Raw genomic sequence first — 26,597 nt, 5'->3', positions numbered from 1 at the left:
ACCTATACTGACATAAAAATATATATAAATCATATTTTTACATAACAAAAAAAGCCAGTTAAACTGGCTTTCGCTTATTGCTGCTCTTGTTTGTTTTCTTCTTTAGCAGCTTCTTTTTCTTGCTCTTCTTTTAGCAATACTTTTCTAGATAGATTAACACGACCTTGCTTGTCAATCTCGATAACTTTAACCGTAATTACGTCACCGATTTTTACAACGTCTTCTACTTTACCTACACGCTCAAGTGCAAGTTCAGAAATGTGAACTAATCCATCTTTACCGCTGAATAATTCAACGAAAGCACCGAATTTCTCAACACGTTTCACTTTTCCTTCGTAGATTTCACCTACTTGTACTTCGCGAACGATATCTTCGATAATTTTCTTAGCTTTGTCGTTCATTTCTTGGTTTATTGAAGAAATGAATACTGTGCCATCTTGCTCGATGTCAATTTTAACGCCAGTTTCTTCAATAATTTTATTGATTTGTTTACCGCTCGGTCCGATAACGTCACGGATTTTATCTGGATTAATTGTCATTGTAATAATCTTTGGAGCGTACGCTGATAATTCAGTGCGTGGCTCTGGAATAACAGATAACATATGATTTAGAATGTGCACACGACCAACTTTCGCTTGTTGTAATGCCTCTTCTAAAATCTCACGAGATAGACCATCGATTTTAATGTCCATTTGTAGTGCAGTTACACCTTGTGCTGTACCTGCTACTTTAAAGTCCATATCACCTAAATGATCCTCCATACCTTGAATATCAGATAAAATTGTGTAATGCTCACCAGTTTTAACTAGACCCATTGCAATACCTGCAACTGGAGCTTTAAGTGGAACACCAGCATCCATCATTGCTAAAGTACTACCACAAATACTTGCTTGTGAAGTAGAACCATTTGATTCTAAAACTTCAGATACAAGACGTACTGTGTATGGGAAATCTTTTTCAGATGGAATTACAGGCTCAAGTGCGCGTTCTCCTAGTGCACCGTGACCGATTTCACGACGACCTGGTCCACGCATTGGTCTAGTTTCACCAACACTAAATGATGGGAAATTGTAATGGTGCATAAAGCGTTTTGATTCTTCTACACCAAGACCATCTAAAATTTGCACATCGCCTAATGCACCTAATGTACAAATACTTAATGCTTGTGTTTGTCCACGAGTGAACAAACCAGAACCGTGTGTACGAGATAAAATGCCAACCTCTGATGCTAATGGACGGATTTCGTCACCTTTACGGCCATCTGGGCGGATTTTTTCAACTGTAATAAGACGACGTACTTCTTCTTTTACAATTTTATATAAAATCTCATTTACTTGTCCTAATGTATCAGCATCAGCTTCCTGCGCTTCGTAATGCTCAATAACACGCTTTTTCACTTCGTTAATTGCATCTTCACGTGCATGCTTCTCATGTACTTGAATTGCTGAATGCATATCTTCTTCAGCCATTTCACGTACAGCTTGGTTAAGATCAGCGTCAACTTCATAAAGTTTCACTTCTGATTTCTCTTTACCTACAGCTTGTACAATCTCTTCTTGGAATGCAATTAGACGTTTAATTTCGTCATGACCAAACATAATTGCTTCTAACATTGTTTCCTCAGGCACTTGATCTGCTCCTGCTTCAACCATGTTAATTGCATCTTTCGTACCAGCTACAACAAGGTGAATATCACTTTGTTCTTGCTGTTCTACTGTTGGGTTGATAACGAATTCGCCGTTAATACGACCAACTGTTGCACCCGCGATTGGACCTTCAAATGGAATATCTGAAATCGATAACGCTAATGAAGAACCAAGCATAGCTGCCATTTCAGAAGAACAATCTTGATCAACACTCATTACGATGCTGACAACTTGTACTTCGTTACGGAAACCATCTGCGAAAAGTGGACGGATTGGACGGTCGATTAAACGACTTGCCAAAATTGCTTTTTCACTTGGACGACCTTCACGTTTAATGAAACCGCCAGGAATTTTTCCGACTGCATATAAACGCTCTTCATAGTTTACTGTAAGTGGGAAGAAATCTACATTTTTTGCTTCTTTTGATGCAGTTGCTGTAGATAGAACCGCTGTATCGCCATATCTTACTAATACTGCTCCGTTCGCTTGTTTTGCAAGCTGACCAGTTTCAACTGTTAGCTGGCGACCAGCTAAATCTATCGAGAAGACTTGCTTTTCTTGACTCATTTAAGTACCCCTCTCAATTTAAAGTATTCAATTCTTCTATGTAAATGGATAGTATATCACAATATTCTACCTCTAGTATTGCCTAAAATTAAGTAAGCTATAAAGCGTAGAAGATATATTTTTACCTAACAAAAAAGCGGGAATATTCCCGCTTCTTTGACTATCGACGTAAGCCAAGCTTTGTGATTAATTCACGGTAACGTGTGATATCGCTATTACGAAGGTAAGTTAGTAAGTTACGACGTTTACCAACCATCTTTAATAGACCACGACGTGAATGATGATCTTTCTTGTGAGTACGTAAGTGCTCGTTTAGAGTGTTAATTTGCTCCGTTAGGACAGCAATTTGAACCTCTGGAGAACCAGTATCAGTCTCATGAGTTCTAAATTGTGCAATGATTTCATTTTTACGCTCTTGTGTTAAAGCCATCCTATTTCACCTCCTATTAATTAAACCCCCAATTACCTAGCAAGCGTCGGTGAGTCGCAATGCCAAGCAATGGTTGTCATAAAGTACATAACATAGAATACTACTTTTCATTTGAAAAAGCAAGTATATTCTTTTCGCTCATAAAATATTCTTGTGCTGTTTTCTTATCTTTTGCGATTTGTTCAACTAACTCATCAATACCGTTGAATTTCTTTTCTGCTCTTATACGCATATGCCACTCTACTGTAACATTTTGATCGTATATATCTTTGTTAAATTCAAATAAGTGCACTTCAATTGATAATTGACGCTCATCTTCTTTAAAAGTCGGTTTATATCCAATATTACATACACCATCGTACCATTCATCGTGAACTTTTAATCTCACTGCATAAACACCTACAGGTGGCAATAAATACTCATCACTTAAACCTACATTAGCTGTCGGGAAACCAATTTGACGTCCACGTTTGTCGCCGTGTATAACTGTTCCCGCTACAGTATAGGCTCTACCTAAAATAGATGGAATTTGCTCCATTTCGCCATTTCGAATTAACTTTCGTAATGCTGTAGAACTTACTTTCTCTTCTTGAAATTCAACTTTTTCAATCACAGTCTGTGTAAACTCCCCTCTTGCATGAAATGGTAAAGTCTCCATCTTTCCTTTTCCTAAACGTCCATATGAATAATCAAACCCTGCTACTACATGCTTTACATTTAAACCAATAATATAATCATCTACAAATTGTTGCGGTAATAACCCTGCAAATGATTCATCAAATTTAATTACATATAATATATCGATTCCTAAGCTTTCGACTATTTTTTCTTTATCGCGCATCGGTGTAATATACTCCACATGCGCATCCTTTTTTCCTAAAACAACAGATGGATGAGGATGAAATGTCATAACTGCACTTTTATATCCTCGTTCGTCCGCTATTTTTTTCGCAGTTCGAATTACACATTGATGTCCTAAATGAATGCCATCAAAAAATCCTAATGCCATTACAGTAGGTGGTAATTCTAATTTATTTTGTTCATGTGGATGAGTTAAATGAATAAGTTTCACGCTTGAATTCACCTTTTTCTGTAATAATCCTTCCAATAATTCATTATAGCTTTAGTTCTTGATTATTCACAAGTACTTTCATCGGCTTTAACATGCCAGGATGTTTCGGATGATGTTCATAAATTGCTAAGCAACGATCATTTTTATCAAACACTGTAATAAATGGTGCTGTTATTTCTAATTCATTCTTTAAGAACATACCATTCTTTATTTTCTCTGCTTGCTTTTCATCTACAACCATTTTTGGAAACTTACTTAATGCTTCATCAATTGAAATGAAGATAGACTCTACTGTTCCATTTTGCACGTTTTCTTCAATTTCTTCAAATGATATGCAATCTTCTAATAAAAATTCACCAGATGCCGTTCTTACAAGGTGAGACATATGTGATGGGAAACCAAGTTTCTCCCCGATCATTACAGCTAACGTTCTTACATATGTTCCTTTACTACACGTTACACGGAAACGGAATGAAATATTTTCTCCTTCAAAAACTTCACGATCATCAAGTAATACGAATTCATGAATTGTAATTGTACGAACTGGACGTTCCACCTCTTGTCCTGCTCTTGCATATTCATATAATTTTTTCCCGTTTACTTTTACAGCCGAGAACATTGGTGGCATTTGTTCAATCGTGCCTGTTAATTCCGCAAGGACTTTCTCTACTTCCATACGAGTAATAGTACGATCTACATTTTTCGTTTCAACAACCTCACCAGAAGCATCTTCAGTTGTCGTTGAAAACCCTAATGTTACTTCACCTTCATATGTTTTCGTTTCACTTGTTAAAAATTGTGCAATTTTCGTTGCTCTTCCAACGCAAATTGGTAATACTCCTGTTACATCAGGGTCTAATGTTCCCGTATGACCAATTCTCTTTTCTCGCAATATCTTTCTTAATTTAAATACACAATCATGTGATGTCATGCCTTTTGGCTTATGTAATAATACTACACCTTCCATATATGTTCACCTCATCATAATTCTCTCGTAGTAAATATCCAAAACTTATTTTGCATTGAAAAAATGGATAGACAAATGTCTATCCATTATTCTTCACGTTTACCGTCTTTATTAATTTCATGTAAAAGTGTATCAATTCGATGACCATATCCGATAGACTCATCAAACTCAAAGGTAATTTCTGGTGTTTTACGAAGACGAATACGTTGGCCAATTTCTGAACGAATAAAGCCTTTTGCCTTCGCTAAACCTTTTAAAGTATTTTCTTTCTGTTCTTCATCACCTAAAACAGAAATATATACTTTAGCAATTTGTAAATCACCACTCACTTGTACATCAGTTACTGTAACAAATCCAATACGTGGGTCTTTAATTTTACGACTGATAATGTCGCCTAATTCTTTTTTCATTTGCTCGCCCACACGGTTCGCACGTAATTTCATAACTCTTCACCTCATTCAATACCATTCCAAATGTGTTATTGTACGTTCAATTTCAGGAAATGAATCGATGTACTCAAGTACACGATTCATTTCTTTTTCACAGATAACACGATTTGAGGATACGGAAACAATTGCAATTTCTGTACGTTGCCATACATCTTGGTGCCCAACTTCAGAAACAGCTACATTATAGCGCTGTTTCACACGAGTTAACACACGTTGTAAAATTGCACGTTTCTCTTTTAAAGAATGCACATCGTAAATCATACACTCGAATGAGAGTGAAGCGATAATCATCGCTTCACTTCTTCCATAATGTACGCTTCAATGATGTCCCCTTCTTTAAGATCATTATATCTCTCAATTGTAATACCACACTCATAGTTTTGTGCAACTTCTTTTACGTCGTCTTTGAAACGTTTTAACGTATCAAGTTGTCCTTCGAAAATTACTACGCCGTCACGGATAATACGTACGCCACTATCACGCGTAATTTTACCGTCTGTTACGTAACAACCTGCGATTGTTCCAACTTTTGTTACTTTAAACGTTTGACGAACTTCTGCTTGACCGATTACTTTTTCTTCGAATTCTGGATCAAGCATACCTTGCATAGCTGCTTCAATCTCTTCGATTACTTTATAAATAATACGGTGTAAACGAATATCAACGTTCTCTAATTCAGCTGTACGCTTCGCGTTCACATCTGGACGTACGTTAAATCCAATTACAATTGCATTAGATGCAGAAGCTAAAATGATATCAGATTCTGTAATCGCACCTACACCAGTGTGAATGATTTTAACTTTTACGCCTTCAACATCAATTTTACGAAGTGATGCTGCCATCGCTTCAACAGAACCTTGTACGTCTGCTTTTACGATTAAGTTAATTTCTTTTACATCGCCCTCTTGGATTTGTTGGAATAAATCTTCAAGGCTTAATTTAGATTTCTCACCACGTTGTGCAACTAACGCTTCTTGTGCACGTGATTCACCAATTTGACGAGCTTTCTTCTCATCAGCAAATGCCATGAAACGATCTCCAGCCTGTGGTACTTCGTTTAAACCAGTAATTTCAACAGGAGTTGATGGACCAGCAACTTTTACACGACGACCAATATCACTTACCATTGCACGAACACGTCCGAATGAAGTTCCAACAACGATTGGATCTCCAACTCGAAGCGTACCATTTTGAACAAGTAATGTCGCGATAGTTCCTTTACCTTTATCAAGCTGTGCTTCGATTACTGTACCAGTTGCATAGCGGTTTGGATTTGCTTTATATTCTTCTACTTCACTTACAAGAAGGATCATTTCTAGTAAGTTGTCAATGCCTTCGCCTTGAATTGCAGAAATTGGTACGAAAATAGTATCTCCGCCCCAAGCTTCTGGAACTAATTCATATTCAGTTAGTTCTTGCATTACGCGATCAGGGTTTGCAGCTGGTTTATCCATTTTATTCACAGCAACAATAATTGGTACTCCTGCTGCCTTCGCATGGTTAATTGCTTCAACCGTTTGTGGCATAACACCGTCATCCGCTGCAACAACAAGGATTGTAATATCCGTTACTTGTGCCCCACGAGCACGCATCGTTGTAAATGCTGCGTGACCAGGTGTATCTAAGAATGTAATCTTCTTATCGTTTACTTCAACTTGATATGCACCGATATGCTGAGTAATTCCACCCGCTTCGCCTGCAGTTACTTTTGAGTTACGAATAGAATCCAGTAATGTTGTTTTACCATGGTCAACGTGTCCCATGATTGTAACTACAGCTGGACGTTCTTTTAAGTTCTCTTCATCATCTTGCTCATCAATGAATGTTTCAAACTCAGTCTCGCTTACAATTACTTCTTCTTCTACTTCAATACCGTAGTCGTTAGCAATTAACTCAATTGTATCTTTATCCAAGTCTTGGTTAATTGTTGCCATAATTCCAAGCATGAAGAGCTTCTTAATAATTTCAGATGGCTCTTTGCTTAATTTTTTAGCAAGATCTCCTACTGTAAGGCTTCCAGAGAAAGTAATTTTATCTGGTGTTTCTACAATTTGAGTTTGTTGTCTACCAGCAAAGTTCTCTTGACGTTTGTCTTCGTTTCCTTTGCCTTTTTTCTTTTTCTTATTGCTGTTCTTTTTACTGCGAACAACTTTTTCTTCTACTTCAAACTCATCTGCAACAGAAGGTTTTTCAGTTTGATATTCATTATCTAATTTATTTACTACTTCATCGTCTAACATTGTCATATGATTCGAAACCTCGATATTCATTTCTTTTAGTTTTGTCATAAGATCTTTACTTGAGATATTATGTTTTTTTGCATATTCATGCACTCGAATTTTACTCATACCTTCACCCCCGGTAATTTGTATCGAGCATGCTACGCAGCTTTTTCGCAAAGCCTACATCTAACACAGCTACAACGACTCGCTCATCTCTCCCAATCGCATGCCCTAATTGTTGTCGATTTTCGACCTTTCTCATTGGTACGTTGTAGTACGTAGTTTTATCTGTGATGCGTTTTGTAGTATTTATTGACGCATCTTCAGATAGCAATACAAGTTTTGCTTTGCCACTTCGTACTTCTTTTAAAACGAGTTCTTCACCCGAAATAATTTTCCGAGCCCGGTTTGCTAGTCCTAAAAACGATTTCCAATCGGACACTTATTTCGACTCCTTCTCAACAAGCTCAAGAAGCTCTTCATATAAAGAACCGTCGATTTTCGCTTTTAGATGATGTTCCAAAACATTTTTCTTTTGAGCTTGAAGAATGCTCTCCTTGTCCTTCGACAAGTAAGCACCTCGTCCTGATTTTTTCCCAGTTAAATCAATGGACACTTCTCCCTCTTTGGAACGAACAATGCGAACGAGCTCTCGTTTTGATTTCATTTCTTGCGTTGCAACACATTTTCGTAACGGAACTTTTCGATTGCTCATACTCATCACCTCTATTCGATTTCGTCTTCCACTGAATCGAATCCAAATGCGATTACGCTATCTTCTTCTGTTACAATACCAAGTTGTTTCGCATCAGACTCACTCTTAATATCAATTTTCCAGCCTGTTAATTTAGCTGCAAGACGTGCATTTTGTCCACGCTTACCGATAGCTAATGATAACTGGTGGTCTGGAACAACTACTGTTGTCGCTTTTTCTTCTTCATCTACAAGTACTTTAACAACTTGTGATGGGCTTAATGCATTTGCAACATATTCAACTGGATCATTTGACCAGCGGACGATGTCAATTTTTTCACCTTTTAATTCGTCTACAATGCGTTGTACACGTTGCCCTTTTGGTCCTACACAAGAACCAACTGGATCAACATCAGTGTTCTCTGCATATACAGAAATCTTAGAGCGATCGCCAGCTTCACGTGCTACAGAACGAATTTCTACAGTTCCATCATAGATTTCAGGAACTTCCATTTCGAATAAACGTTTTAAAAGACCAGGATGTGTACGTGATACGTAAATTTGTGGTCCTTTTGTCGTTTTTTCTACTTTCGTAATGAATACGCGAATACGATCATGTGGTTTGTATTGCTCATTAGGCATTTGCTCACTTACAGGTAATAAAGCTTCTACTTTTCCTAAGCTTACATAGATGAAACGAGCATCTTGACGTTGTACAATACCTACCATAATATCTTCTTCACGGTCACTAAACTCAGAGTAAATAACACCGCGCTCTGCTTCACGCACTCGTTGTGTGACAACTTGTTTTGCAGTTTGTGCTGCAATACGACCAAAGTCTTTTGGTGTTACTTCAATTTCTAGTACGTCACCATCTTGGTAGTTTGGATTAATTTGTCTTGCTTCCTCTACAGAAATTTCAAGACGTGGATCAAACACATTGTCTACTACGTCTTTACGTGCTAAAACTTGAATTGTTCCCACTTCTGGGTTAAAGCTCACACGAACGTTTTGTGCTTGATTAAAATTGCGCTTATAAGCAGAGATTAAAGCTGCTTCAATCGCATCAATAATAATGTCTTTGCTAATGCCTTTTTCAGATTCTAATACGAGCAAAGCATCTAATAACTCAGTGCTCATGAAGATCCCCCTTCTAACTAAAACGTAACAGCAAGTCGCGCATTTGCGACTTTATCCATCGAAATTTGGATTTCTTTTTTACGTGTTTTAATTGTTAATAATAATGTTATTGTTGTACCATCGTAAGAAAGCAGTTTTCCTTCAAACATCTTTTCACCATCAATCGGCTCATATGTTTTAATTGCCACTTGTTTTCCTACCGCTTGCTGGAAGTCTTTTTCTTTCTTTAATGGGCGTTCCGCTCCAGGAGATGATACATCCAAAAAGTAAAGATGAGGAATTGGATCCTCTTTATCTAAAGCTTCGCTTAAACGTTCACTTACCGCACCGCATTCTTCAATGTCGACTCCCTTTTCAGAATCGATGAATACGCGTAAGAACCAGTCTTGTCCTTCTTTCACATACTCTACATCTACAAGTTCAAGATTTAACTCTTCAACGATTGGCTGCGCAAATGCTTCTACAACTTCTGTGACTTTCTTATCCATAAACAGCCTCCTTCCTGCCGTCATGTACCATTTAAAAGAAGAAGACCCCGCCACTTTAAAAACGGTCTATCTTATTCTTTCTCGTTAGCTAACAAAAGCCCCTGCTGTTCAGCAGGGATTATCTGTCTTAGTATTACCAAATTTAAGAAGTAAAACTTGTAACAAAATATGTATATACGACAGAAATCTTTTACCTATCTACGTAGAGAAAACATAGATAGTAACACGAAAGAGTGGGTTTCCCCACTCTTTTCTTTACACAATATACATGACATGGTTATCTCGGTTAATAGTATATCATAGGAAATGTTGATTTGCAAAGACTTTTCCTACCTACTAGAACAGTGATAACTGGTTTTGATCCGGTAAATCTCCTAAACAACCTTGACTATCTAAATACTCAATAATTGTTTTCGAAACCTTACTACGCTGCTGCAAGTCCTCTTTTGATAAGAAGTCTCCATTTTTACGTGCTTCCACAATACTTAAAGCTGCGTTTGTACCAAGACCAGGTACCGCATTAAATGGAGGAATTAATGTGTCTCCATCAATAATAAATTCTGTTGCATGTGAGCGGTATAAATCCACCTTTTGGAATGAGTATCCACGCTCACACATTTCAAGTGTCATTTCTAGTACTGTTAATAAACTTTTCTCTTTCGGCGCTGCATCCAATCCTTTTTGAGCAATTTCATCAATTCTTGCACGTATAGATGCTGAACCTTTCGCCATTGCCTCTACATCAAAATCATCTGCACGAACTGTAAAATATGCGGCATAGAATAACAGTGCAAAATGTACTTTAAAGTATGCGATACGTACAGCCATAAGTACGTAAGCAGCCGCATGGGCTTTAGGGAACATGTATTTAATCTTCTTACATGAATCAATATACCAACCTGGTACATTATTATTTTTCATGTCTTCTTCCCATTCTTCCGGTACACCTTTACCTTTACGAACCGACTCCATGATTTTGAAGGCTAATGATGGATCTAGACCTTGATAGATTAAATATACCATGATGTCATCACGACAACCGATAACTTCGCTCAGCGTACATGTACCGTTATAAATTAACTCGTTTGCATTACCAAGCCATACGTCAGTACCATGTGATAGTCCAGAAATTTGGACTAACTCTGAGAATGTCGTCGGTTTTGTCTCTTCTAACATCTGTCTTACGAATTTTGTACCAAACTCTGGTATACCAAGTGTACCTGTTTTACAGTTAATTTGCTCTTCCGTTACCCCTAACGATTCTGGACCAGAGAAAATTTTCATTACTTCTGGATCATCCGTTGGGATTGTTTTCGGATCAATACCACTTAAATCTTGTAACATACGAATAACGGTCGGATCATCGTGTCCTAGTATATCAAGTTTTAATAAATTATCATGAATCGAGTGGAAATCAAAATGCGTTGTTCTCCATTCAGCACCAATTGAATCAGCTGGGTACTGTATGGGTGAGAAATCAAAGATATCCATGTAATCTGGCACAACGATAATACCGCCTGGATGCTGTCCTGTTGTACGTTTTACACCGGTACACCCTGCTACTAAGCGATCAATCTCTGCATTTCGAATCGTTAAGTTATGATCATTTGCATAACCTTTTACATATCCGTAAGCAGTTTTTTCCGCAACTGTACCAATCGTTCCTGCACGATATACATAGTCTTCACCGAACAGTACTTTCGTATAGTTATGGGCACGTGGTTGGTATTCCCCGGAGAAGTTCAAATCGATATCGGGCACCTTATCTCCTTTAAATCCAAGGAACGTTTCGAAAGGAATGTCATGTCCATCTTTTACATATGGAATGTTACAAGCAGGACATTCTTTATCTGGTAAGTCAAAACCAGAACCTACAGAACCATCATTAAAGAATTCTGATTGCTTACACTTCGGACATACATAGTGTGGTGGTAATGGGTTTACTTCTGTAATTTCCATCATCGTTGCAACAAATGATGACCCTACCGATCCACGCGAACCTACTAGATATCCGTCTACTAACGATTTTTTCACAAGCTTATGTGAAATTAAATAAATTACGGCGAATCCATGCCCAATAATACTTTTTAATTCTTTTTCTAAACGTGCTTCTACAATTTCCGGTAGCTCTTCACCATAAATGCTACGCGCCATTTTATAACTCATATCACGCGTTTCATCATCAGCACCTTCAATTTTCGGTGTGTATAGATCGTCTTTTACTGGATGCACATCACCAATTAATGACGCAATCTTTTGTGTATTTGTTACAACAACTTCTTTCGCTTTGTCTTCACCTAAGAATGAAAAACATTCTAACATCTCATCAGTTGTACGGAAATGTACTGGCGGTAATGAATGTCGATTTAACGGATTGGCTCCGCCTTGCGAACTGACTAAAATTTTACGATACATCGCATCCTCAGGGTCTAAATAATGCACGTTTCCTGTAGCAACAACTGGTTTATCTAACGTCTCACCTAGTTTTACTAAGTTAGAAATAATTGTTTTTAATTGACCTTCGTCTCGAACAAGCTCACGTTCTACTAAATGACGCAACACCTCTGGAGGCATTACTTCAATGTAATCATAGAACTGGGCAATTTCTTCTACCTCTTCAGGTGCCTTTTGCATCATTGCCTCGAACACTTCACCTTTATCACAAGCCGTTCCTACTAAAATTCCTTCACGATATTTTTTTAATAGTGACCTCGGCACACGTGGTACACGGTAAAAGTAATTAAGGTGAGAATATGAAACAAGTTTATATAAATTTTTCAATCCAACATCCGATGTGGCAAGTAACGTCATATGACTTGGACGGCCACGCTTATACGCATCCCCTTGTCCCATGCTATCATTTAATTGATCGTGATATTCAAATCCCTTTTCAATTACGTCTTTCAACATTTTCACAAGTAAATATCCCGTCGCTTCTGTATCATAAATCGCACGGTGATGTTGTGTTAATTCAATATCAAGTTTTTTACACATCGTATTTAATCGATGATTTTTCATTTCTGGGAATAAGAATCGTGCAAGTTCTAACGTATCAATAACTGGATTATTCGTTTTTTCTAGTCCAGCCTTTTTAAAACCTACGTTAATAAAGCCCATATCAAAGCTCGCGTTATGGGCAACAAGTGTATGGTCGCCCATCCATTCCTCAAACTTTTTAAACACTTCGTCCACTTCAGGTGCATCAGTTAACATATCATCCGTAATACCTGTCAATTCAATAATCGTCGCTGATAATGGTTGATGTGGATTTGCGAAAGATTCAAAGCGATCAATAATTTCGCCACCCTTTACTTTTACGGCAGCCAACTCAATGACTGTATCGTATACAGCTGATAAACCTGTCGTCTCAACGTCGAAAACAACATACGTTTCCTCTGCAAGTAAACGATGCGCTTCGTTATACGCTATCGGTACACCATCATTAACTAGATTTGCTTCTACACCATATATAACTTTAACTCCAGCCTTCTTCCCTGCAGAATACGCCTCTGGGAAAGACTGAGCCACGGCATGATCTGTAACCGCAATAGCCTCATGTCCCCATTTACCAGCTTGAGCAACAAGCTTAGAAACTGGAGTGACAGCGTCCATTTGACTCATTGGAGTATGGAGATGCAGCTCTACTCGTTTTTCGCCTTCTGGTGCTTTATCTTTACGAGATGGTCCTGTTATTTCATTAATATCATTTGCAATCATTACTAAATCTCGAACGAATGTATCGTTTTGAACAGAACCACGCGCTTTCACCCACATTCCTTTTTTCAAGGATTGCAGCATTGGAATATCTTCTTTGTCACGTGAGAACATTTTGATCATAATAGAATCCGTATAATCCGTTATTTTTAAAGTTAATAACGTACGCCCACTACGAAGCTCTTTTGTTTCTACATGGAAGACATATCCTTGAACCGTTTTTCTTCTTTCTTCATCTTGAATTTCTCGCATCGGTGTAATCTCTTCATCTGGCTTAATAAGATACCCGAGTGTAATCGGTCCTTCATACACAACGCTGCTTTCTTCAGCTTGCTTCTTCGCCATTTCTTCCATAGCTTGTATAACACGCTCACGGTCTTCTTGCTGCGTTTGTTCACGAAATTTTTGCATTTCTTCTGTATTTTGCTGTATATGTGTGTCTAACTGAAAACGCGGGAATCCAAAAACTTCGTATTGATCCCCTACTGGTTTCGCAACGTTTTTCTTTAAAGCCGTAGACTCCAGCTCGTTATTTACATTTATTAGCAACTTCACTCCATTCACCTGTGGAAGCTGCTTCTTTAAGTATGCGAACATAGGTGAAAATGTAATTCGTTCCGTACAAAGCGGCCAATACGCCCTCACTTCTTCTTCTGTAAATTGTTTATTCTCTGTTTCTAATGCAAATGTTGTTCTTGCAATATGAGAAAATGATTGCTTAAGCTTTGTTTCTAGCAATTCATATAATTCTGTAGGCAAAATACGTGGCACTTGTAAATCAAAATGCCAACTTTTATTCGCTTTATCAATAACGAGCCTTTCAATACCACCGCCTTGTAAATATTGATTTATAAGGTCGTCTGGTATTTGCAACTGCTGGAGCAAAATTTGAAATCGCTCTTGTTGTTCATTTGTTAAAGACATAAGCACTCTCCTTCCATTTGCTATTATAAATTGAAACGTACCACAAAGAAAGATTTCTCACTTCTTCTTTTACAAAATACGTTTACAAAGAAAGAGAAGGTACCCCATTACGAGGTACCTCTTCTTATTTTAAAATATTTGCAATATATGTTTGAAGTTCTTCTACTTTTACTTCTTCAGACTCACCTGTAGCACGTACTTTCACTTCTACAATACCTTCGTCTGCTTTTTTACCAACTGTAACACGAACTGGAAGACCGAATAAATCTGCATCTGCAAATTTAACACCTGCACGTTCTGCACGATCGTCTAATAACACTTCATAGCCTTGTTCTTGTAATGAGTTGTAGATATTTTCACCCATTTCACGTTGTGCATCAGATTTCATATTTACTGGAATTACATGCACATGGAACGGTGCTACCGCTTTTGGCCAAACTAAGCCGTTCTCATCGTTAAATTGCTCTGCAATTGCTGCTACTGTACGAGATACACCGATACCGTAACACCCCATAATAAGTGGTTGTGTTTTTCCGTTTTCATCTAGGAATGTTGCGTTCATTGCTTCACTATAACGAGTTCCTAATTTGAATACATGACCAACTTCAATTCCGCGTGCGAAAAGAATTGTTCCGTTTCCATCTGGAGATTGGTCTCCTTCTTGAATGAAGCGTAAATCTGTATATTGACTTACTTTAAAGTCACGTTCTGGATTTACATTTACATAATGGAATCCTTCTTCATTCGCTCCTGAACATCCGTTAACAATTGATGCTACAGCGTGATCAGCAATAATTTCGATATCACCTGTTACATTAATCGGTCCTAATGAACCAACTTCACAATTTAATAATGCTTTTACTTCTTCATGAGAAGCAAGCTCAACAACTGAAGCGCCGTATACATTTTTCACTTTCACATCGTTTACTTCGTGATCACCACGAACAAGTACAACTACTAATTTCTCATCTACTTTAAATACCATAGACTTAATGCACTTGTCAGCTGCAATGTTTAAGAATGCAGATACTTCTTCAATTGCTTTTTGGTCTGGTGTTGCTACTTTTTCAAGTGCTTTTTCTGCTTCGTCACTCTTCGTATACGTAGCTACAACAGGAGCCATTTCGATGTTTGCTGCATAATCAGATGTGTCAGAGTATGCAATTGTATCTTCACCAACATCAGATAATACCATAAATTCATGTGTATCTTTTCCGCCCATTGCTCCAGAATCAGCAATAACTGCACGGAAATTCAAGCCACAACGAGCAAAAATGTTAGAGTATGCTTTGTATAATCGATCGTATACTTCATCTAAACTCTCTTGTGTAGCATGGAAAGAGTATGCATCTTTCATTAGAAACTCTCTTCCACGTAATAAGCCGAAACGAGGTCTTTGCTCATCACGGAATTTTGTTTGAATTTGGTATAATGTTAACGGTAATTTTTTATATGATTTCACTTCATCACGCACAAGGTCCGTAATTACTTCCTCATGTGTCGCTCCTAATGCGAATTCACGAGCGTTACGATCTTTCATACGCATTAATTCAGATCCGTAAGAATACCAGCGACCTGATTCTTGCCATAATTCTGCAGCTTGCATAGCTGGCATTAATAATTCTACTGCACCTGCGCGCTCCATTTCTTCTCGAACGATACGTTCTACTTTGTGTAATACTTTTAATCCAAATGGTAGAAAGCTATAAATACCAGAAGCATTTTGACGCATAAAACCTGCACGAAGTAATAGCTGATGACTCTTAATTTCAGCATCAGCTGGAACTTCACGTAATGTAGGACTGAATACCATACTTTGTTTCATTTATTTGCACCTCTTCATTTTACTCTTACACGCAGTAAAACCCCTCACCTCGAGTTAGGTGAGGGATTTTATTCTACGAGCTCTATTTCATTATAAGTTTCACTTTATTTTACAAGAAAAACTTACGAATGTCATTCCAAGTTACAACTAACATAAGTAACATTAATAATGCAAAACCAATAAAGTGAACCATTCCTTCTTTTTGGCGATCAATTGGTTTCCCTCGTAACGCTTCAATTAAGAAGAAGAATAAACGGCCACCATCTAAAGCAGGAACTGGTAATAAATTAAATAAACCAAGATTAATGCTTAGAACTGCAGCTAAACTTAGTACACGCGTAAACCCATAATCTACAACTTGATCTGTTAGATTATAAATTCCTACTGGACCTGACAACTCATTAATAGAAAATTGACCAGTTACTAATTTAACAAGAGATTCAAAAATTAGTTTCGTCCATTGGTACGTTTGTTCAAATCCTGATTTAATAGAACCCATTACTGTTTTCTCTACAGGAGAATAAACACCGATTCTACCAACTTCGTCTTTTCCTTCTTTATCGAGCGTTGGCGTTACTTTCACATTAAACTGTTCATTATCACGCTTTACTTGTAACGTAATTTCTTTATTTGGGTTTTCACGTACAATATTAACAACATCTTTCCATGTACTTGTGTTTTTCCCATCAATAGCTTGAATTGTATCATTCTCTTTCAATCCAGCTTGCTGTGCTGCACTGTTATCCATCACTTTTCCGACCATTGGTTTGTCAATAGGAACCCCTTGTACAAATCCAAGAATCACAAAAATAACAAATGCTAAAATGAAGTTCATTGCAGGACCCGCAAAGATTGTTAAAGCGCGTTGCCCTAGTTTTTTCGAGCCAAATTGTCTATTATACGGAGCAATTTGAATTTCTTCCCCCGCAGTAATAATACGAGCCTTTTCATTCACTCGGAATGTTTGAAGCTCTTCCTCGTACTCTTCATAGCCCGAAATTGTTAAATTATGCTCCAAATCAGCTTGTTCGACTTCAATAACACGAACATTTGGATACTTTTCATATCCATCAAAAACTAATTTCACAACTTCATCTTTTTCATTTAATACAAGGCCAACCTTTTTCCCAGGCTTTAACTCAACTGTGTCCGCATCCTCGCCGGCCATTCTTACATAGCCACCAAGGGGCAGTAATCGAATCGTATACACCGTTTCATTCTTTTCAAATGAGAATATTTTCGGACCAAAACCAATCGCAAACTCGCGGCATAAAATACCTGCTCTTTTTGCGAAATATAGATGCCCTAGCTCATGGAAAAATACGAGTGCACCGAAAATTAATATAAAGGCAATCGCTGTATTCAATTCCATAACCACCTTTGCTAAATTTGTTCCATCACAAACCGTCTTGTGGCCGCATCAATTTCCAAAATTTCCTCTAAGCTCGGTCGTGCAATGACATTGTGATGGTTCATTGCTTTTTCAATGAGGTCTTCCACTGTTAAGAAACCAATTCTCTTTTGTAAAAAGGCTTCAACAGCTACTTCATTCGCTGCGTTCATTACAGCTGGCATACTTCCACCTGCTTTTCCAGCTTCATACGCAAAACGTAAACAACGGAATCGTTCTTGGTCCATTTTCTCAAAATGCAACGTCCCTATTTCCCATAAGTTTAACTGTTTTGTGTCTGAAAGAGGCAATCTATCAGGATATGTAAGTGCGTATTGAATTGGTACTCGCATATCAGGTGAACCAAGCTGCGCCATTACACTACGATCTTCAAATTCAACCATAGAATGGATAATACTTTCTTTATGTAAAACAACATCGATTTGCTCATAAGGGATACCAAAAAGCCAATGTGCTTCAATTACTTCCAGTCCCTTATTCATCATTGTAGCAGAATCAATTGTAATTTTCGAACCCATTGACCAGTTTGGATGTCGAAGCGCATCTTCTACGGTCACATGATGCAATTCATCCCTCGTTTTATCACGGAAACTTCCACCAGAAGCCGTTATAATAAGACGAGAAATTCTTTTTTCATTTTCACCATTCAAGCATTGAAAAATAGCCGAATGTTCACTGTCTACTGGAAGTAACGAAACATTATGTTTTCGTGCTGCTTCCATTACAAGATGTCCTGCAGTTACTAACGTTTCTTTATTTGCAATTCCAATTGTTTTTTTCGCCTCAATTGCACGAAGTGTTGGTAACAACCCTACGCTACCTACAACAGCATTTACTACAATCTCCGCATCTGGATGTAATGCTACTTCTAAAAGTCCTTCACTACCATATACAATTTTTGTATTACCAGAAACAGATTGTAATTTTAAAACATCTTCCTCTCTTTGCACAGAGACGATTTGCGGAGAAAATTCTTGAATTACCTTTACTGCGTAGTCAATATTTTTCCCTACAGAAAAAGCAACGAGACGGAATTGGTCTGGGTGCGAGCGTAATACATCTAAAGTTTGTGTACCAATTGATCCGCTTGCACCTAATAAACTAATGTTTTTCATGACTCCAACCCCTCGTTCATTTATTAATTGTATTGTAATAAGAAGTAGAGAATTGGTAAAACGAATAACCAACTATCTGTTCGGTCTAATATACCACCATGCCCAGGTAAAATTGCACCTGAATCCTTTACGCCATAATGACGTTTAAAAGCAGATTGTACTAAATCACCAATTTGTCCAAAAATAGAAATGATAATTGTCAGCACAATTAAAATTACTACATTCGATTCGACTGGGAAGAACACGTTGTAAACAAGTGCCACAATAACTCCACAAACGATGCCGCCTAATGAACCTTCAATCGTTTTATTTGGACTAATTTCTGGCCACAATTTTCTCTTGCCTAATGCTTTTCCTACGAAATATGCGCCTGAATCAGTAGCCCATATAACAAATAATGCGCAAAATACATATTTAATTCCTAATATTCTCGTTTCATTTAAATATAAGAATCCCATTGCCACATATGTCGTTGCCATCAGTAAAAATGAAGCATTATCAAAAGTAAATGTATTCTTAGAAAGGACTGTATATGATAAAAGTAATAAAACAATCACAAATGTGATTTCCAATTTACCTAATCCAATCCATGTAAACAGTTCTGATGCACTACTTGGAATTAAAAGAATCCACAATAATACTGCAGCTAAAACTGTCGGTACTGAAATAAGCGTAAGCTTATTCATACGAATTAATTCATATAAACCTATAGAAGCAAGTGCATACACTAAAACCGTAAAAGGCACGCCACCGTATATTACGATGGGAATGAATAGCGCGGCAGCAACCACTCCAGTAATAATTCTCTGTTTCACTACCAAACCCTCTCTTTCTACACGCCTCCGAATCTGCGCCCTCTATGTTGAAAGTCAGTAATCGCATTTAGCAAATGTTCTTCTTTGAAGTCTGGCCAATACACGTCTGTAAACCAAAACTCCGAATATGCAATTTGCCATAACATGAAATTACTAATACGTAGCTCTCCGCTTGTTCGGATTAACAACTCTGGATCAGGTAAAGAACTCGTCATTAAGTAGGAGGAAAGCATTTCTTCACTTACCTCTTCAGAACGAATTTTTCCTTCCTCATTATCTTTCATCATATGTTGCACAGCAGAAACGATTTCATCTCGACTTCCATAGTTTAACGCGAAATTAAGAATTAATCCCGTATTCTCTTTCGTATCTTCCATGGCTTTCTCCATCGCTCTGCGTGTATGCGTAGGAAGACGATCTTTTTGCCCTATTACTCGGACTTGTACGTTTTCTTCAATCAATTCTGGTAAAAATGTACCTAGAAATTCTTCTGGAAGCTTCATTAAATAATCAACTTCCTTTTTCGGTCTTTTCCAGTTCTCAGTTGAAAAAGCATAGAGAGTTAACACTTTCACATTAAGTTTACTTGCAAATTTTGTAATTTTCTTTACAACTTGCATACCTTCATGATGTCCCGCAATGCGAGGCATTGCTCTCCTCTTTGCCCATCTTCCATTCCCATCCATAATGATGGCAATATGTTCTGGGATATATCCTTTTTTCACTTCTTCAACGAGATGATCAAACGATGTGTCCTTTTTACCTTTAAAAAAAGGAAAGTTTTTAAACATCATTCATACCCTCCAGCAAGCAGACGTATGCCTAAAAGTGTAAAAAGACCCCCTTAAGAAGAGGGTCATATTTGCGAAGTTATCGCTATTACACTTCCATGATTTCTTTTTCTTTGTTTTTTGCGATTTCGTCAACTTTTGCAATATATTTATCTGTTTCTTTTTGGATATCTTCAGTATATCCTCTTAAATCATCTTCTGTAATCTCGCCAGCTTTTTCAAGCTTCTTAAGATCATCATTTCCGTCACGACGTACGTTACGAACAGCAACTTTTGCTTCTTCAGCATATTTTTTCACAACTTTTACAAGATCACGACGACGCTCTTCTGTTAATGCAGGGAATGCAATACGAATTACAGTTCCATCATTAGAAGGGTTTAAGCCTAAATCTGCTTTTAAAATTGCTTTTTCAATATCACCGATAGAAGTTTTATCATAAGGTTGAATTACTAGTAAACGCGCTTCTGGAACTGTAATGTTCGCTAATTGCACAACTGGTGTTGGTGCACCATAGTAATCAACTTGTACCTTATCTAATACAGACGCGTTTGCACGGCCAGCACGAACTGTTGCTAATTCACGAGAATAAGCAGCAACTGCTTTTTCCATTTTTTCATTTGAAGACTTCAATACTTGTTGTCCCATATTTATTTCCCCCTTACCACTGTTCCGATATTTTCGCCTAAAACGGCACGTTTAATATTACCTTTTTCCATAACTGAGAATACAATTAATGGAATATCATTATCCATACATAGAGAAGAAGCTGTAGAATCCATTACACCTAAACCTTCTTTTAATACGTCTAAGTAAGTAAGCGTTTCGTATTTCGTAGCTGTTGGATCAATAGATGGATCTGCATTATATACACCATCTACATTGTTTTTCGCCATTAAAATTACATCTGCTTCAATTTCTGCCGCACGTAATGCTGCTGTTGTATCTGTAGAGAAGTATGGGTTACCTGTACCTGCTGCAAAGATAACAACACGTTTTTTCTCTAAGTGACGAACTGCTTTACGACGAATGTAAGGTTCTGCAACTTGACGCATCTCAATTGAAGTTTGTACACGAGTTTGAATTCCGATATTCTCCAAGCTATCTTGAAGAGCTAATGAATTCATAACTGTCGCTAACATGCCCATGTAATCTGCCCCTGCACGATCCATGCCCATTTCACTTCCAATTTTCCCACGCCAAATGTTACCGCCACCAACAACAACAGCAACCTCTACATCAAGTTCTGCAATTTCTTTTACTTGTTCCGCAACTGACTTAATAACAGTTGGGTTAATTCCAAATCCTTGCTCTCCAGCTAAAGCTTCTCCACTTAGCTTTAAAACGACACGATTATATTTCGGTTTACTCATAATGAACCTCCAATTGCTTACATCTTTATTTTAAAAAAGGGAACACAATGTGTTCCCTAATCTGTATTAGTTACTACCTTTTACTTGGTTCATTACTTCTTCAGCAAAGTTGTCTTCGCGTTTTTCGATACCTTCACCAACAGCGTAGCGAACGAATCCTTTTAATGTTCCGCCTTTAGACTCAACGAACTGACGAACTTTCATATCAGGGTTTTTAACGAATGCTTGGTCAAGTAAGCAAATCTCTTCGAAGAATTTGCCTAGACGGCCTTCAACCATTTTCGCAACGATTTTCTCAGGCTTGCCTTCGTTTAATGCTTGTTGTGTTAATACTTGACGCTCATGCTCAACTTCTTCAGCTGTTACAGCATCGCGGTCGATGTATTTAGGGTTAACTGCAGCGATGTGCATTGCAACATCTTTAGCAGCAGCTTCATCAGTAGAACCTTCAAGAACTGTTAATACACCAATGCGTCCACCCATGTGTAGGTAAGCGCCGAATGCATCTGCATCAGTTTTTGATACGATTTCGAAACGACGAAGTGTAAGTTTTTCACCAATTTTAGCGATTGCTTCGTTGATGTGCTCTTCAACTTTTTTACCGTTTTCCATTGTTTGAGCCATAGCTTCTTCAACGTTAGCTGGTTTGTTAGTTAATAAGTGAGCAGCTAATTCTTTAATTAGTGTTTGGAAACCTTCGTTTTTCGCAACGAAATCAGTTTCAGAGTTTAATTCTAAGATTAAAGCGTCGTTACCGTTTGTTTCGATGAAAGTTAAACCTTCAGCAGCAATGCGGTCTGCTTTTTTAGCAGCTTTCGCAATACCTTTTTCACGTAAAAAGTCAATTGCCTTCTCCATGTCGCCGTTAGTTTCTGTTAAAGCTTTTTTGCAGTCCATCATACCTGCGCCAGTTTTTTCACGTAATTCTTTTACCATTTGAGCAGTGATTGCCATACTTTTCATCCTCCTAAAATATGTATTTATACCTTTTATAAAGGTGTTTATACCTTAAAAAAGGTGATAAAAGGCCGAACCCCTTATCACCTTTCCAACTTTGTTACGCAGTAACAGTTTCTTCACCTTGTTTTGCTTCAAGGATCGCGTCTGCCATTTTAGATGTAAGAAGTTTTACAGCACGAATTGCATCATCGTTTGCTGGGATAACGTGATCGATTTCGTCTGGATCACAGTTTGTATCAACGATACCGATGATTGGAATGTGTAATTTGCGTGCTTCAGCAACTGCAATACGCTCTTTACGAGGGTCTACTACGAATAATGCACTTGGAAGACCTTTCATATCTTTAATACCGCCTAAGAATTTCTCAAGACGCTCTAACTCTTTTTTAAGTTGAACAACTTCTTTCTTAGGAAGTACTTCGAAAGTACCATCTTCTTGCATTCTTTCGATGTCTTTAAGACGCTTGATACGCTTTTGGATTGTTTGGAAGTTTGTTAAAGTTCCGCCTAACCAACGTTGGTTAACGAAGTACATACCAGCACGAGTTGCTTCTTCTTTAATAGCTTCTTGTGCTTGTTTTTTAGTACCTACGAATAAGATGTCTCCGCCTTCAGCAGCGATGTCGCGCATCGTTCTGTAAGCTTCCTCAACTTTTTTCACAGTTTTTTGTAAGTCGATGATGTAGATACCGTTACGCTCTGTGAAAATGTAACGCTTCATTTTTGGGTTCCAACGACGAGTTTGATGTCCGAAATGAACACCAGCTTCAAGCAATTGCTTCATAGAAATTACTGACATAATATAGTTCCTCCTAAATGGTTTTTGATATCCTCCGTTTACTTCATCTCTAAGCGAAACTACAAACGTAGCACCAACACTTAAATCAGTAAACGTGTGTACTTTGTACTGACACCACTGCTTACTATATCATACTGAAATATTTCAATCAAGTCGAAAATGCGAACAATGTAAAACTTTCTTTGTTCATACTCGAATTCTAGTATTACCAACCTTCATTTCTTTTAAGCAAAAAAGTAAATACAATTAATAGTTTTCCCAGAAAACACACTTATGACACTTTTCACAAGCATCATCTATCCATTGCACAAAAAAACTCTCCTCAATCGAGGAGAGTTCTTTATAAATTAGTTTGTTTTTAATTTAGCAAGTTCCTGTAGAAACTTGTCGTTTAGCACTTTAATGTATGTTCCTTTCATACCTAAAGAACGAGACTCAATAACACCAGCACTTTCTAATTTACGTAGTGCATTTACGATTACAGAACGAGTAATTCCTACGCGATCAGCAATTTTACTTGCAACAAGTAAACCTTCTGTTCCATTTAACTCTTCAAAGATATGCTCAATTGCTTCTAACTCACTATAAGATAATGAGCTGATCGCCATTTGAACAACAGCTTTACTACGTGCTTCCTCTTCGATTTCTTCTGCTTTTTCACGTAAGATTTCCATACCTACAACAGTTGAGCTGTACTCAGCAAGGATTAAATCATCATCTAAGAACTCTTGACCAAGACGAGCTAATACTAATGTACCTAGACGCTCACCGCCACCAACGATTGGTACGATTGTAGTTAAACCTTGACCAAATAATTCTCTGTTTTCTACTGGGAATGCTGTGTAAGCACTGTTCACATCTAAGTTTGAAGATGTTTCTGTAATGTTGAATAAGCTTTGTGTATATTCTTCTGGGAATTGACGTTCTGCAAGCATTTGCTTCATGCGTTCGTTTTCGATTTGTTGGTGAATTGCATAACCTAGTAATTTACCACGACGGCTAACTACGAATACGTTTGCTTCGATTACTTCACACATTGTGTCAGACATTTCTCTAAAGTTTACAGGCTTCCCTGCTGCGCTCTGTAATAACGCATTTAATTTTCTCGTTTTTGCTAATAATTCCATTTCAAAAGTTCCTCCTACATGTTACTCACATATTTTTTCATCACTTGGAAACTAGGGCGAGTCACCTGATGACACTATTACAAAATAAACTGGCTCACATCTTTATTTTTAGCAATTGTTGCTAATTTCTCCTCAACGTATTGAGGTGTTATCGTTATTTTCTCTAACGTAATTTCAGATGCTTCAAACGATAAATCTTCAAGGAGCTTCTCCATAATCGTATGAAGTCTTCTTGCTCCAATATTATCTGTATCCTGATTAACTTGATAAGCAATCTCAGCAATCTTACGAATAGCTTCGTCTGAAAATTCAATTTCTATACCTTCAGTCGCTAATAATGCCATATATTGTTTAATTAACGCATTGTCAGGCTCGATTAATATTTTAACAAAATCGTCTGTCGATAATTTTGTTAATTCTACTCGAATCGGAAATCTCCCTTGCAATTCCGGAATTAAATCCGACGGTTTAGACATATGGAACGCTCCAGCTGCAACGAATAAAATATAATCCGTTTTTACTGATCCGTATTTTGTCGCAACATTCGACCCTTCTACAATTGGCAGAATGTCACGTTGCACACCTTCACGTGATACATCTACGCTATTCGACTGCTTACCAGCAATTTTGTCAATTTCATCGATAAAAATAATCCCGAGCTGTTCAGCACGATAAACAGCCTCTTGTGTAACTTCATCCATATCAATTAAGCGCTGTGCCTCTTCATTTGTCAAGAGTTTTCTTGCTTCTTTTACAGAAAGTTTACGTTTTTTCGTTTTTTTCGGCATAAAACTTCCTAGCGCATCTTGGAAATTCATTCCCATTTGTTCCATGCCAGTTCCTTGTAACATATCAAACATGGAAGACTGTTGTTCAGTCACTTCAATCGATACAATTTCTTCTTCAAGAAGCCCTGCAGCAAGCTTTCTCTCCATATCTTGACGTTTCTTTTCGATTTCAACATCTTCTTGTGTATCAGACGTTTGATTCGAATTTTGAGCGCCTCCAAAAAGCATCTCTAATGGATTTTTGAATCCAGATTGCTTCTCCGGACTCGGTACTAAAATTTCAACAAGACGTTGATTCGCTTGCTCTTCTGCTTTATCTTGAACTTTCACTACCATTTCTTCTTTTACGATACGAACAGACGTTTCTACTAGGTCACGTACCATCGACTCTACATCTCTACCCACATATCCAACTTCTGTGAATTTTGTAGCCTCAACCTTAATAAAAGGTGCTCCAACGAGTTTCGCCATTCGTCGTGCTACCTCTGTTTTCCCAACACCTGTCGGTCCAATCATTAAAATATTTTTAGGTGCAATTTCGTCACGTAAATTTTCAGCTAATTTACTGCGGCGATATCGATTTCTCAACGCTACAGCAACCGCTTTCTTTGCGTCTTTTTGACCGATGATGTATTGATCTAATTTTTCCACAATTTGGCGCGGAGTAAAATGTAAATGCATATAAAATGCCTCCCTTACGATTCTACAATTCTTCAACAATTATGTTGTGATTCGTATAAACACAAATATCGCCAGCAATCTCTAAACTCGCTTTCGCAATTTGCTTCGCTGTTAAGTGTTCACTTGCATATTGCTTTAAAGCACGACCTGCAGAAAGTGCATAATTCCCACCAGATCCAATTGCTAAAATACCATCATCCGGTTCAATCACTTCTCCTGTACCTGAAACAAGGAGCATAGTTGTTTTATCCATGACAATGAGCATCGCTTCTAGCTGACGTAACATTTTATCGCCACGCCATTGTTTTGCCATTTCAACAGCAGCTCGTTGCAAGTTGCCATTATACTCTTCTAATTTCCCTTCAAACATTTCAAAAAGAGTAAATGCGTCAGCAACTGATCCTGCGAAACCAGCTAAAACTTTACCTTGAAAAAGCTTACGAACTTTACGAGCTGTATGTTTCATTACAACAGCATTTCCCATTGTCACTTGGCCATCTCCAGCCATTGCACATTCTCCATTATGATGAACTGCAAATATCGTTGTAGCGTGGAAATTTCCCATAGAAAAAACTCCTTTATTTGTTTTTATAGCTTTTAAA

General features: G+C 37.6%; 24 protein-coding genes. All 24 read right to left on the bottom strand.

What is annotated here, in order from left to right; all coding sequences use genetic code 11:
- Positions 1-74: 74 nt before the first annotated feature.
- A complete protein-coding gene (pnp, locus tag MKY38_RS03285; protein WP_000076737.1) occupies positions 75-2,213 on the bottom strand; it encodes a polyribonucleotide nucleotidyltransferase in 2,139 nt (712 codons plus the stop codon).
- 160 nt (positions 2,214-2,373) lie between these two features.
- Positions 2,374-2,643, bottom strand: a complete 270-nt coding sequence (gene rpsO, locus MKY38_RS03280; protein WP_001229392.1) for a 30S ribosomal protein S15 — start codon at positions 2,641-2,643, stop codon at positions 2,374-2,376.
- Positions 2,644-2,743: 100 nt separating this feature from the next.
- Positions 2,744-3,715, bottom strand: coding sequence for a bifunctional riboflavin kinase/FAD synthetase (gene ribF / locus MKY38_RS03275; RefSeq protein ID WP_000766706.1), 972 nt, complete (start codon positions 3,713-3,715; stop codon positions 2,744-2,746).
- A gap of 43 nt (positions 3,716-3,758) precedes the next feature.
- Complete coding sequence (truB, locus tag MKY38_RS03270; RefSeq protein WP_000399352.1) at positions 3,759-4,682, bottom strand: tRNA pseudouridine(55) synthase TruB; 924 nt, start codon at positions 4,680-4,682, stop codon at positions 3,759-3,761.
- 86 nt (positions 4,683-4,768) lie between these two features.
- Complete coding sequence (gene rbfA, locus MKY38_RS03265) at positions 4,769-5,125, bottom strand: 30S ribosome-binding factor RbfA (protein ID WP_000776437.1); 357 nt, start codon at positions 5,123-5,125, stop codon at positions 4,769-4,771.
- Positions 5,126-5,140: 15 nt separating this feature from the next.
- On the bottom strand, positions 5,141-5,422 hold the full coding sequence (locus MKY38_RS03260) for a DUF503 domain-containing protein (RefSeq protein WP_000582363.1): 282 nt from the start codon (positions 5,420-5,422) through the stop codon (positions 5,141-5,143).
- A complete protein-coding gene (infB, locus tag MKY38_RS03255; protein ID WP_000036343.1) occupies positions 5,419-7,479 on the bottom strand; it encodes a translation initiation factor IF-2 in 2,061 nt (686 codons plus the stop codon). The genes MKY38_RS03260 and infB overlap by 4 nt, the downstream gene beginning before the upstream one ends.
- Before the next feature lie 4 nt (positions 7,480-7,483).
- Positions 7,484-7,795 carry a YlxQ family RNA-binding protein gene (locus MKY38_RS03250; protein WP_065222973.1) on the bottom strand — a complete coding sequence of 104 codons (312 nt, stop codon included), beginning with the start codon at positions 7,793-7,795 and terminating at the stop codon, positions 7,484-7,486.
- Positions 7,796-8,068 carry an RNase P modulator RnpM gene (rnpM, locus tag MKY38_RS03245; protein ID WP_000071127.1) on the bottom strand — a complete coding sequence of 91 codons (273 nt, stop codon included), beginning with the start codon at positions 8,066-8,068 and terminating at the stop codon, positions 7,796-7,798. It lies immediately after the preceding gene.
- A gap of 11 nt (positions 8,069-8,079) precedes the next feature.
- Positions 8,080-9,186 carry a transcription termination factor NusA gene (gene nusA / locus MKY38_RS03240; RefSeq protein WP_000102604.1) on the bottom strand — a complete coding sequence of 369 codons (1,107 nt, stop codon included), beginning with the start codon at positions 9,184-9,186 and terminating at the stop codon, positions 8,080-8,082.
- A 17-nt stretch (positions 9,187-9,203) separates the two neighbouring features.
- Positions 9,204-9,674: a ribosome maturation factor RimP gene (gene rimP, locus MKY38_RS03235; protein ID WP_000359096.1), complete on the bottom strand. Its 471-nt coding sequence runs from the start codon at positions 9,672-9,674 to the stop codon at positions 9,204-9,206.
- A gap of 336 nt (positions 9,675-10,010) precedes the next feature.
- Positions 10,011-14,312: a PolC-type DNA polymerase III gene (locus MKY38_RS03230; protein WP_000060005.1), complete on the bottom strand. Its 4,302-nt coding sequence runs from the start codon at positions 14,310-14,312 to the stop codon at positions 10,011-10,013.
- A 124-nt stretch (positions 14,313-14,436) separates the two neighbouring features.
- Complete coding sequence (locus MKY38_RS03225; RefSeq protein ID WP_000814299.1) at positions 14,437-16,137, bottom strand: proline--tRNA ligase; 1,701 nt, start codon at positions 16,135-16,137, stop codon at positions 14,437-14,439.
- A gap of 109 nt (positions 16,138-16,246) precedes the next feature.
- Positions 16,247-17,503 carry an RIP metalloprotease RseP gene (gene rseP, locus MKY38_RS03220; RefSeq protein ID WP_065222972.1) on the bottom strand — a complete coding sequence of 419 codons (1,257 nt, stop codon included), beginning with the start codon at positions 17,501-17,503 and terminating at the stop codon, positions 16,247-16,249.
- A gap of 17 nt (positions 17,504-17,520) precedes the next feature.
- Positions 17,521-18,663, bottom strand: a complete 1,143-nt coding sequence (gene dxr / locus MKY38_RS03215) for a 1-deoxy-D-xylulose-5-phosphate reductoisomerase (RefSeq protein WP_000790373.1) — start codon at positions 18,661-18,663, stop codon at positions 17,521-17,523.
- A gap of 23 nt (positions 18,664-18,686) precedes the next feature.
- The gene (cdsA, locus tag MKY38_RS03210) at positions 18,687-19,478 is read right to left on the bottom strand and encodes a phosphatidate cytidylyltransferase (RefSeq protein WP_065222971.1); all 792 of its coding nucleotides are present in this window, start codon (positions 19,476-19,478) and stop codon (positions 18,687-18,689) included.
- Positions 19,479-19,495: 17 nt separating this feature from the next.
- Positions 19,496-20,272 (bottom strand): isoprenyl transferase, encoded by a 777-nt coding sequence (gene uppS, locus MKY38_RS03205; protein ID WP_000971296.1) that lies wholly within the window; start codon positions 20,270-20,272, stop codon positions 19,496-19,498.
- Between the two features lie 85 nt (positions 20,273-20,357).
- Positions 20,358-20,915: a ribosome recycling factor gene (gene frr / locus MKY38_RS03200; protein ID WP_000531501.1), complete on the bottom strand. Its 558-nt coding sequence runs from the start codon at positions 20,913-20,915 to the stop codon at positions 20,358-20,360.
- A 2-nt stretch (positions 20,916-20,917) separates the two neighbouring features.
- The gene (gene pyrH / locus MKY38_RS03195) at positions 20,918-21,640 is read right to left on the bottom strand and encodes a UMP kinase (RefSeq protein ID WP_000042668.1); all 723 of its coding nucleotides are present in this window, start codon (positions 21,638-21,640) and stop codon (positions 20,918-20,920) included.
- 66 nt (positions 21,641-21,706) lie between these two features.
- A complete protein-coding gene (tsf, locus tag MKY38_RS03190; protein ID WP_001018578.1) occupies positions 21,707-22,594 on the bottom strand; it encodes a translation elongation factor Ts in 888 nt (295 codons plus the stop codon).
- A 103-nt stretch (positions 22,595-22,697) separates the two neighbouring features.
- Positions 22,698-23,399 carry a 30S ribosomal protein S2 gene (gene rpsB / locus MKY38_RS03185; RefSeq protein WP_000111485.1) on the bottom strand — a complete coding sequence of 234 codons (702 nt, stop codon included), beginning with the start codon at positions 23,397-23,399 and terminating at the stop codon, positions 22,698-22,700.
- 347 nt (positions 23,400-23,746) lie between these two features.
- On the bottom strand, positions 23,747-24,526 hold the full coding sequence (codY, locus tag MKY38_RS03180) for a GTP-sensing pleiotropic transcriptional regulator CodY (RefSeq protein WP_000421290.1): 780 nt from the start codon (positions 24,524-24,526) through the stop codon (positions 23,747-23,749).
- 77 nt (positions 24,527-24,603) lie between these two features.
- On the bottom strand, positions 24,604-25,995 hold the full coding sequence (gene hslU, locus MKY38_RS03175) for an ATP-dependent protease ATPase subunit HslU (protein WP_065222970.1): 1,392 nt from the start codon (positions 25,993-25,995) through the stop codon (positions 24,604-24,606).
- A 22-nt stretch (positions 25,996-26,017) separates the two neighbouring features.
- On the bottom strand, positions 26,018-26,560 hold the full coding sequence (hslV, locus tag MKY38_RS03170; RefSeq protein WP_000526272.1) for an ATP-dependent protease proteolytic subunit HslV: 543 nt from the start codon (positions 26,558-26,560) through the stop codon (positions 26,018-26,020).
- Between the last annotated feature and the right edge of the window lie 37 nt (positions 26,561-26,597).

Origin of the sequence: Bacillus sp. FSL R5-0585 (genome assembly GCF_038004545.1) — a bacterium.
GTDB lineage: Bacteria > Bacillota > Bacilli > Bacillales > Bacillaceae_G > Bacillus_A > Bacillus_A cereus.
Note: the sequence above shows the minus strand (reverse complement) of the source record. Positions and strands in the feature narration are given on the sequence as shown.

Excerpts from the sequence above, each read along its gene's own strand:
- rnpM (WP_000071127.1), bottom strand. The coding sequence starts at position 8,068 with ATGAGCAATCGAAAAGTTCCGTTACGAAAATGTGTTGCAACGCAAGAA.
- hslV (WP_000526272.1), bottom strand. The coding sequence starts at position 26,560 with ATGGGAAATTTCCACGCTACAACGATATTTGCAGTTCATCATAATGGA.
- frr (WP_000531501.1), bottom strand. The coding sequence starts at position 20,915 with ATGGGACAACAAGTATTGAAGTCTTCAAATGAAAAAATGGAAAAAGCA.
- pnp (WP_000076737.1), bottom strand. The coding sequence starts at position 2,213 with ATGAGTCAAGAAAAGCAAGTCTTCTCGATAGATTTAGCTGGTCGCCAG.
- infB (WP_000036343.1), bottom strand. The coding sequence starts at position 7,479 with ATGAGTAAAATTCGAGTGCATGAATATGCAAAAAAACATAATATCTCA.
- rpsB (WP_000111485.1), bottom strand. The coding sequence starts at position 23,399 with ATGTCAGTAATTTCTATGAAGCAATTGCTTGAAGCTGGTGTTCATTTC.
- MKY38_RS03260 (WP_000582363.1), bottom strand. The coding sequence starts at position 5,422 with ATGATTATCGCTTCACTCTCATTCGAGTGTATGATTTACGATGTGCAT.
- dxr (WP_000790373.1), bottom strand. The coding sequence starts at position 18,663 with ATGAAAAACATTAGTTTATTAGGTGCAAGCGGATCAATTGGTACACAA.
- rbfA (WP_000776437.1), bottom strand. The coding sequence starts at position 5,125 with ATGAAATTACGTGCGAACCGTGTGGGCGAGCAAATGAAAAAAGAATTA.
- rpsO (WP_001229392.1), bottom strand. The coding sequence starts at position 2,643 with ATGGCTTTAACACAAGAGCGTAAAAATGAAATCATTGCACAATTTAGA.
- rimP (WP_000359096.1), bottom strand. The coding sequence starts at position 9,674 with ATGGATAAGAAAGTCACAGAAGTTGTAGAAGCATTTGCGCAGCCAATC.
- pyrH (WP_000042668.1), bottom strand. The coding sequence starts at position 21,640 with ATGAGTAAACCGAAATATAATCGTGTCGTTTTAAAGCTAAGTGGAGAA.
- truB (WP_000399352.1), bottom strand. The coding sequence starts at position 4,682 with ATGGAAGGTGTAGTATTATTACATAAGCCAAAAGGCATGACATCACAT.
- tsf (WP_001018578.1), bottom strand. The coding sequence starts at position 22,594 with ATGGCAATCACTGCTCAAATGGTAAAAGAATTACGTGAAAAAACTGGC.
- nusA (WP_000102604.1), bottom strand. The coding sequence starts at position 9,186 with ATGAGCACTGAGTTATTAGATGCTTTGCTCGTATTAGAATCTGAAAAA.
- codY (WP_000421290.1), bottom strand. The coding sequence starts at position 24,526 with ATGGAATTATTAGCAAAAACGAGAAAATTAAATGCGTTATTACAGAGC.
- MKY38_RS03230 (WP_000060005.1), bottom strand. The coding sequence starts at position 14,312 with ATGTCTTTAACAAATGAACAACAAGAGCGATTTCAAATTTTGCTCCAG.
- uppS (WP_000971296.1), bottom strand. The coding sequence starts at position 20,272 with ATGATGTTTAAAAACTTTCCTTTTTTTAAAGGTAAAAAGGACACATCG.
- hslU (WP_065222970.1), bottom strand. The coding sequence starts at position 25,995 with ATGCATTTACATTTTACTCCGCGCCAAATTGTGGAAAAATTAGATCAA.
- MKY38_RS03225 (WP_000814299.1), bottom strand. The coding sequence starts at position 16,137 with ATGAAACAAAGTATGGTATTCAGTCCTACATTACGTGAAGTTCCAGCT.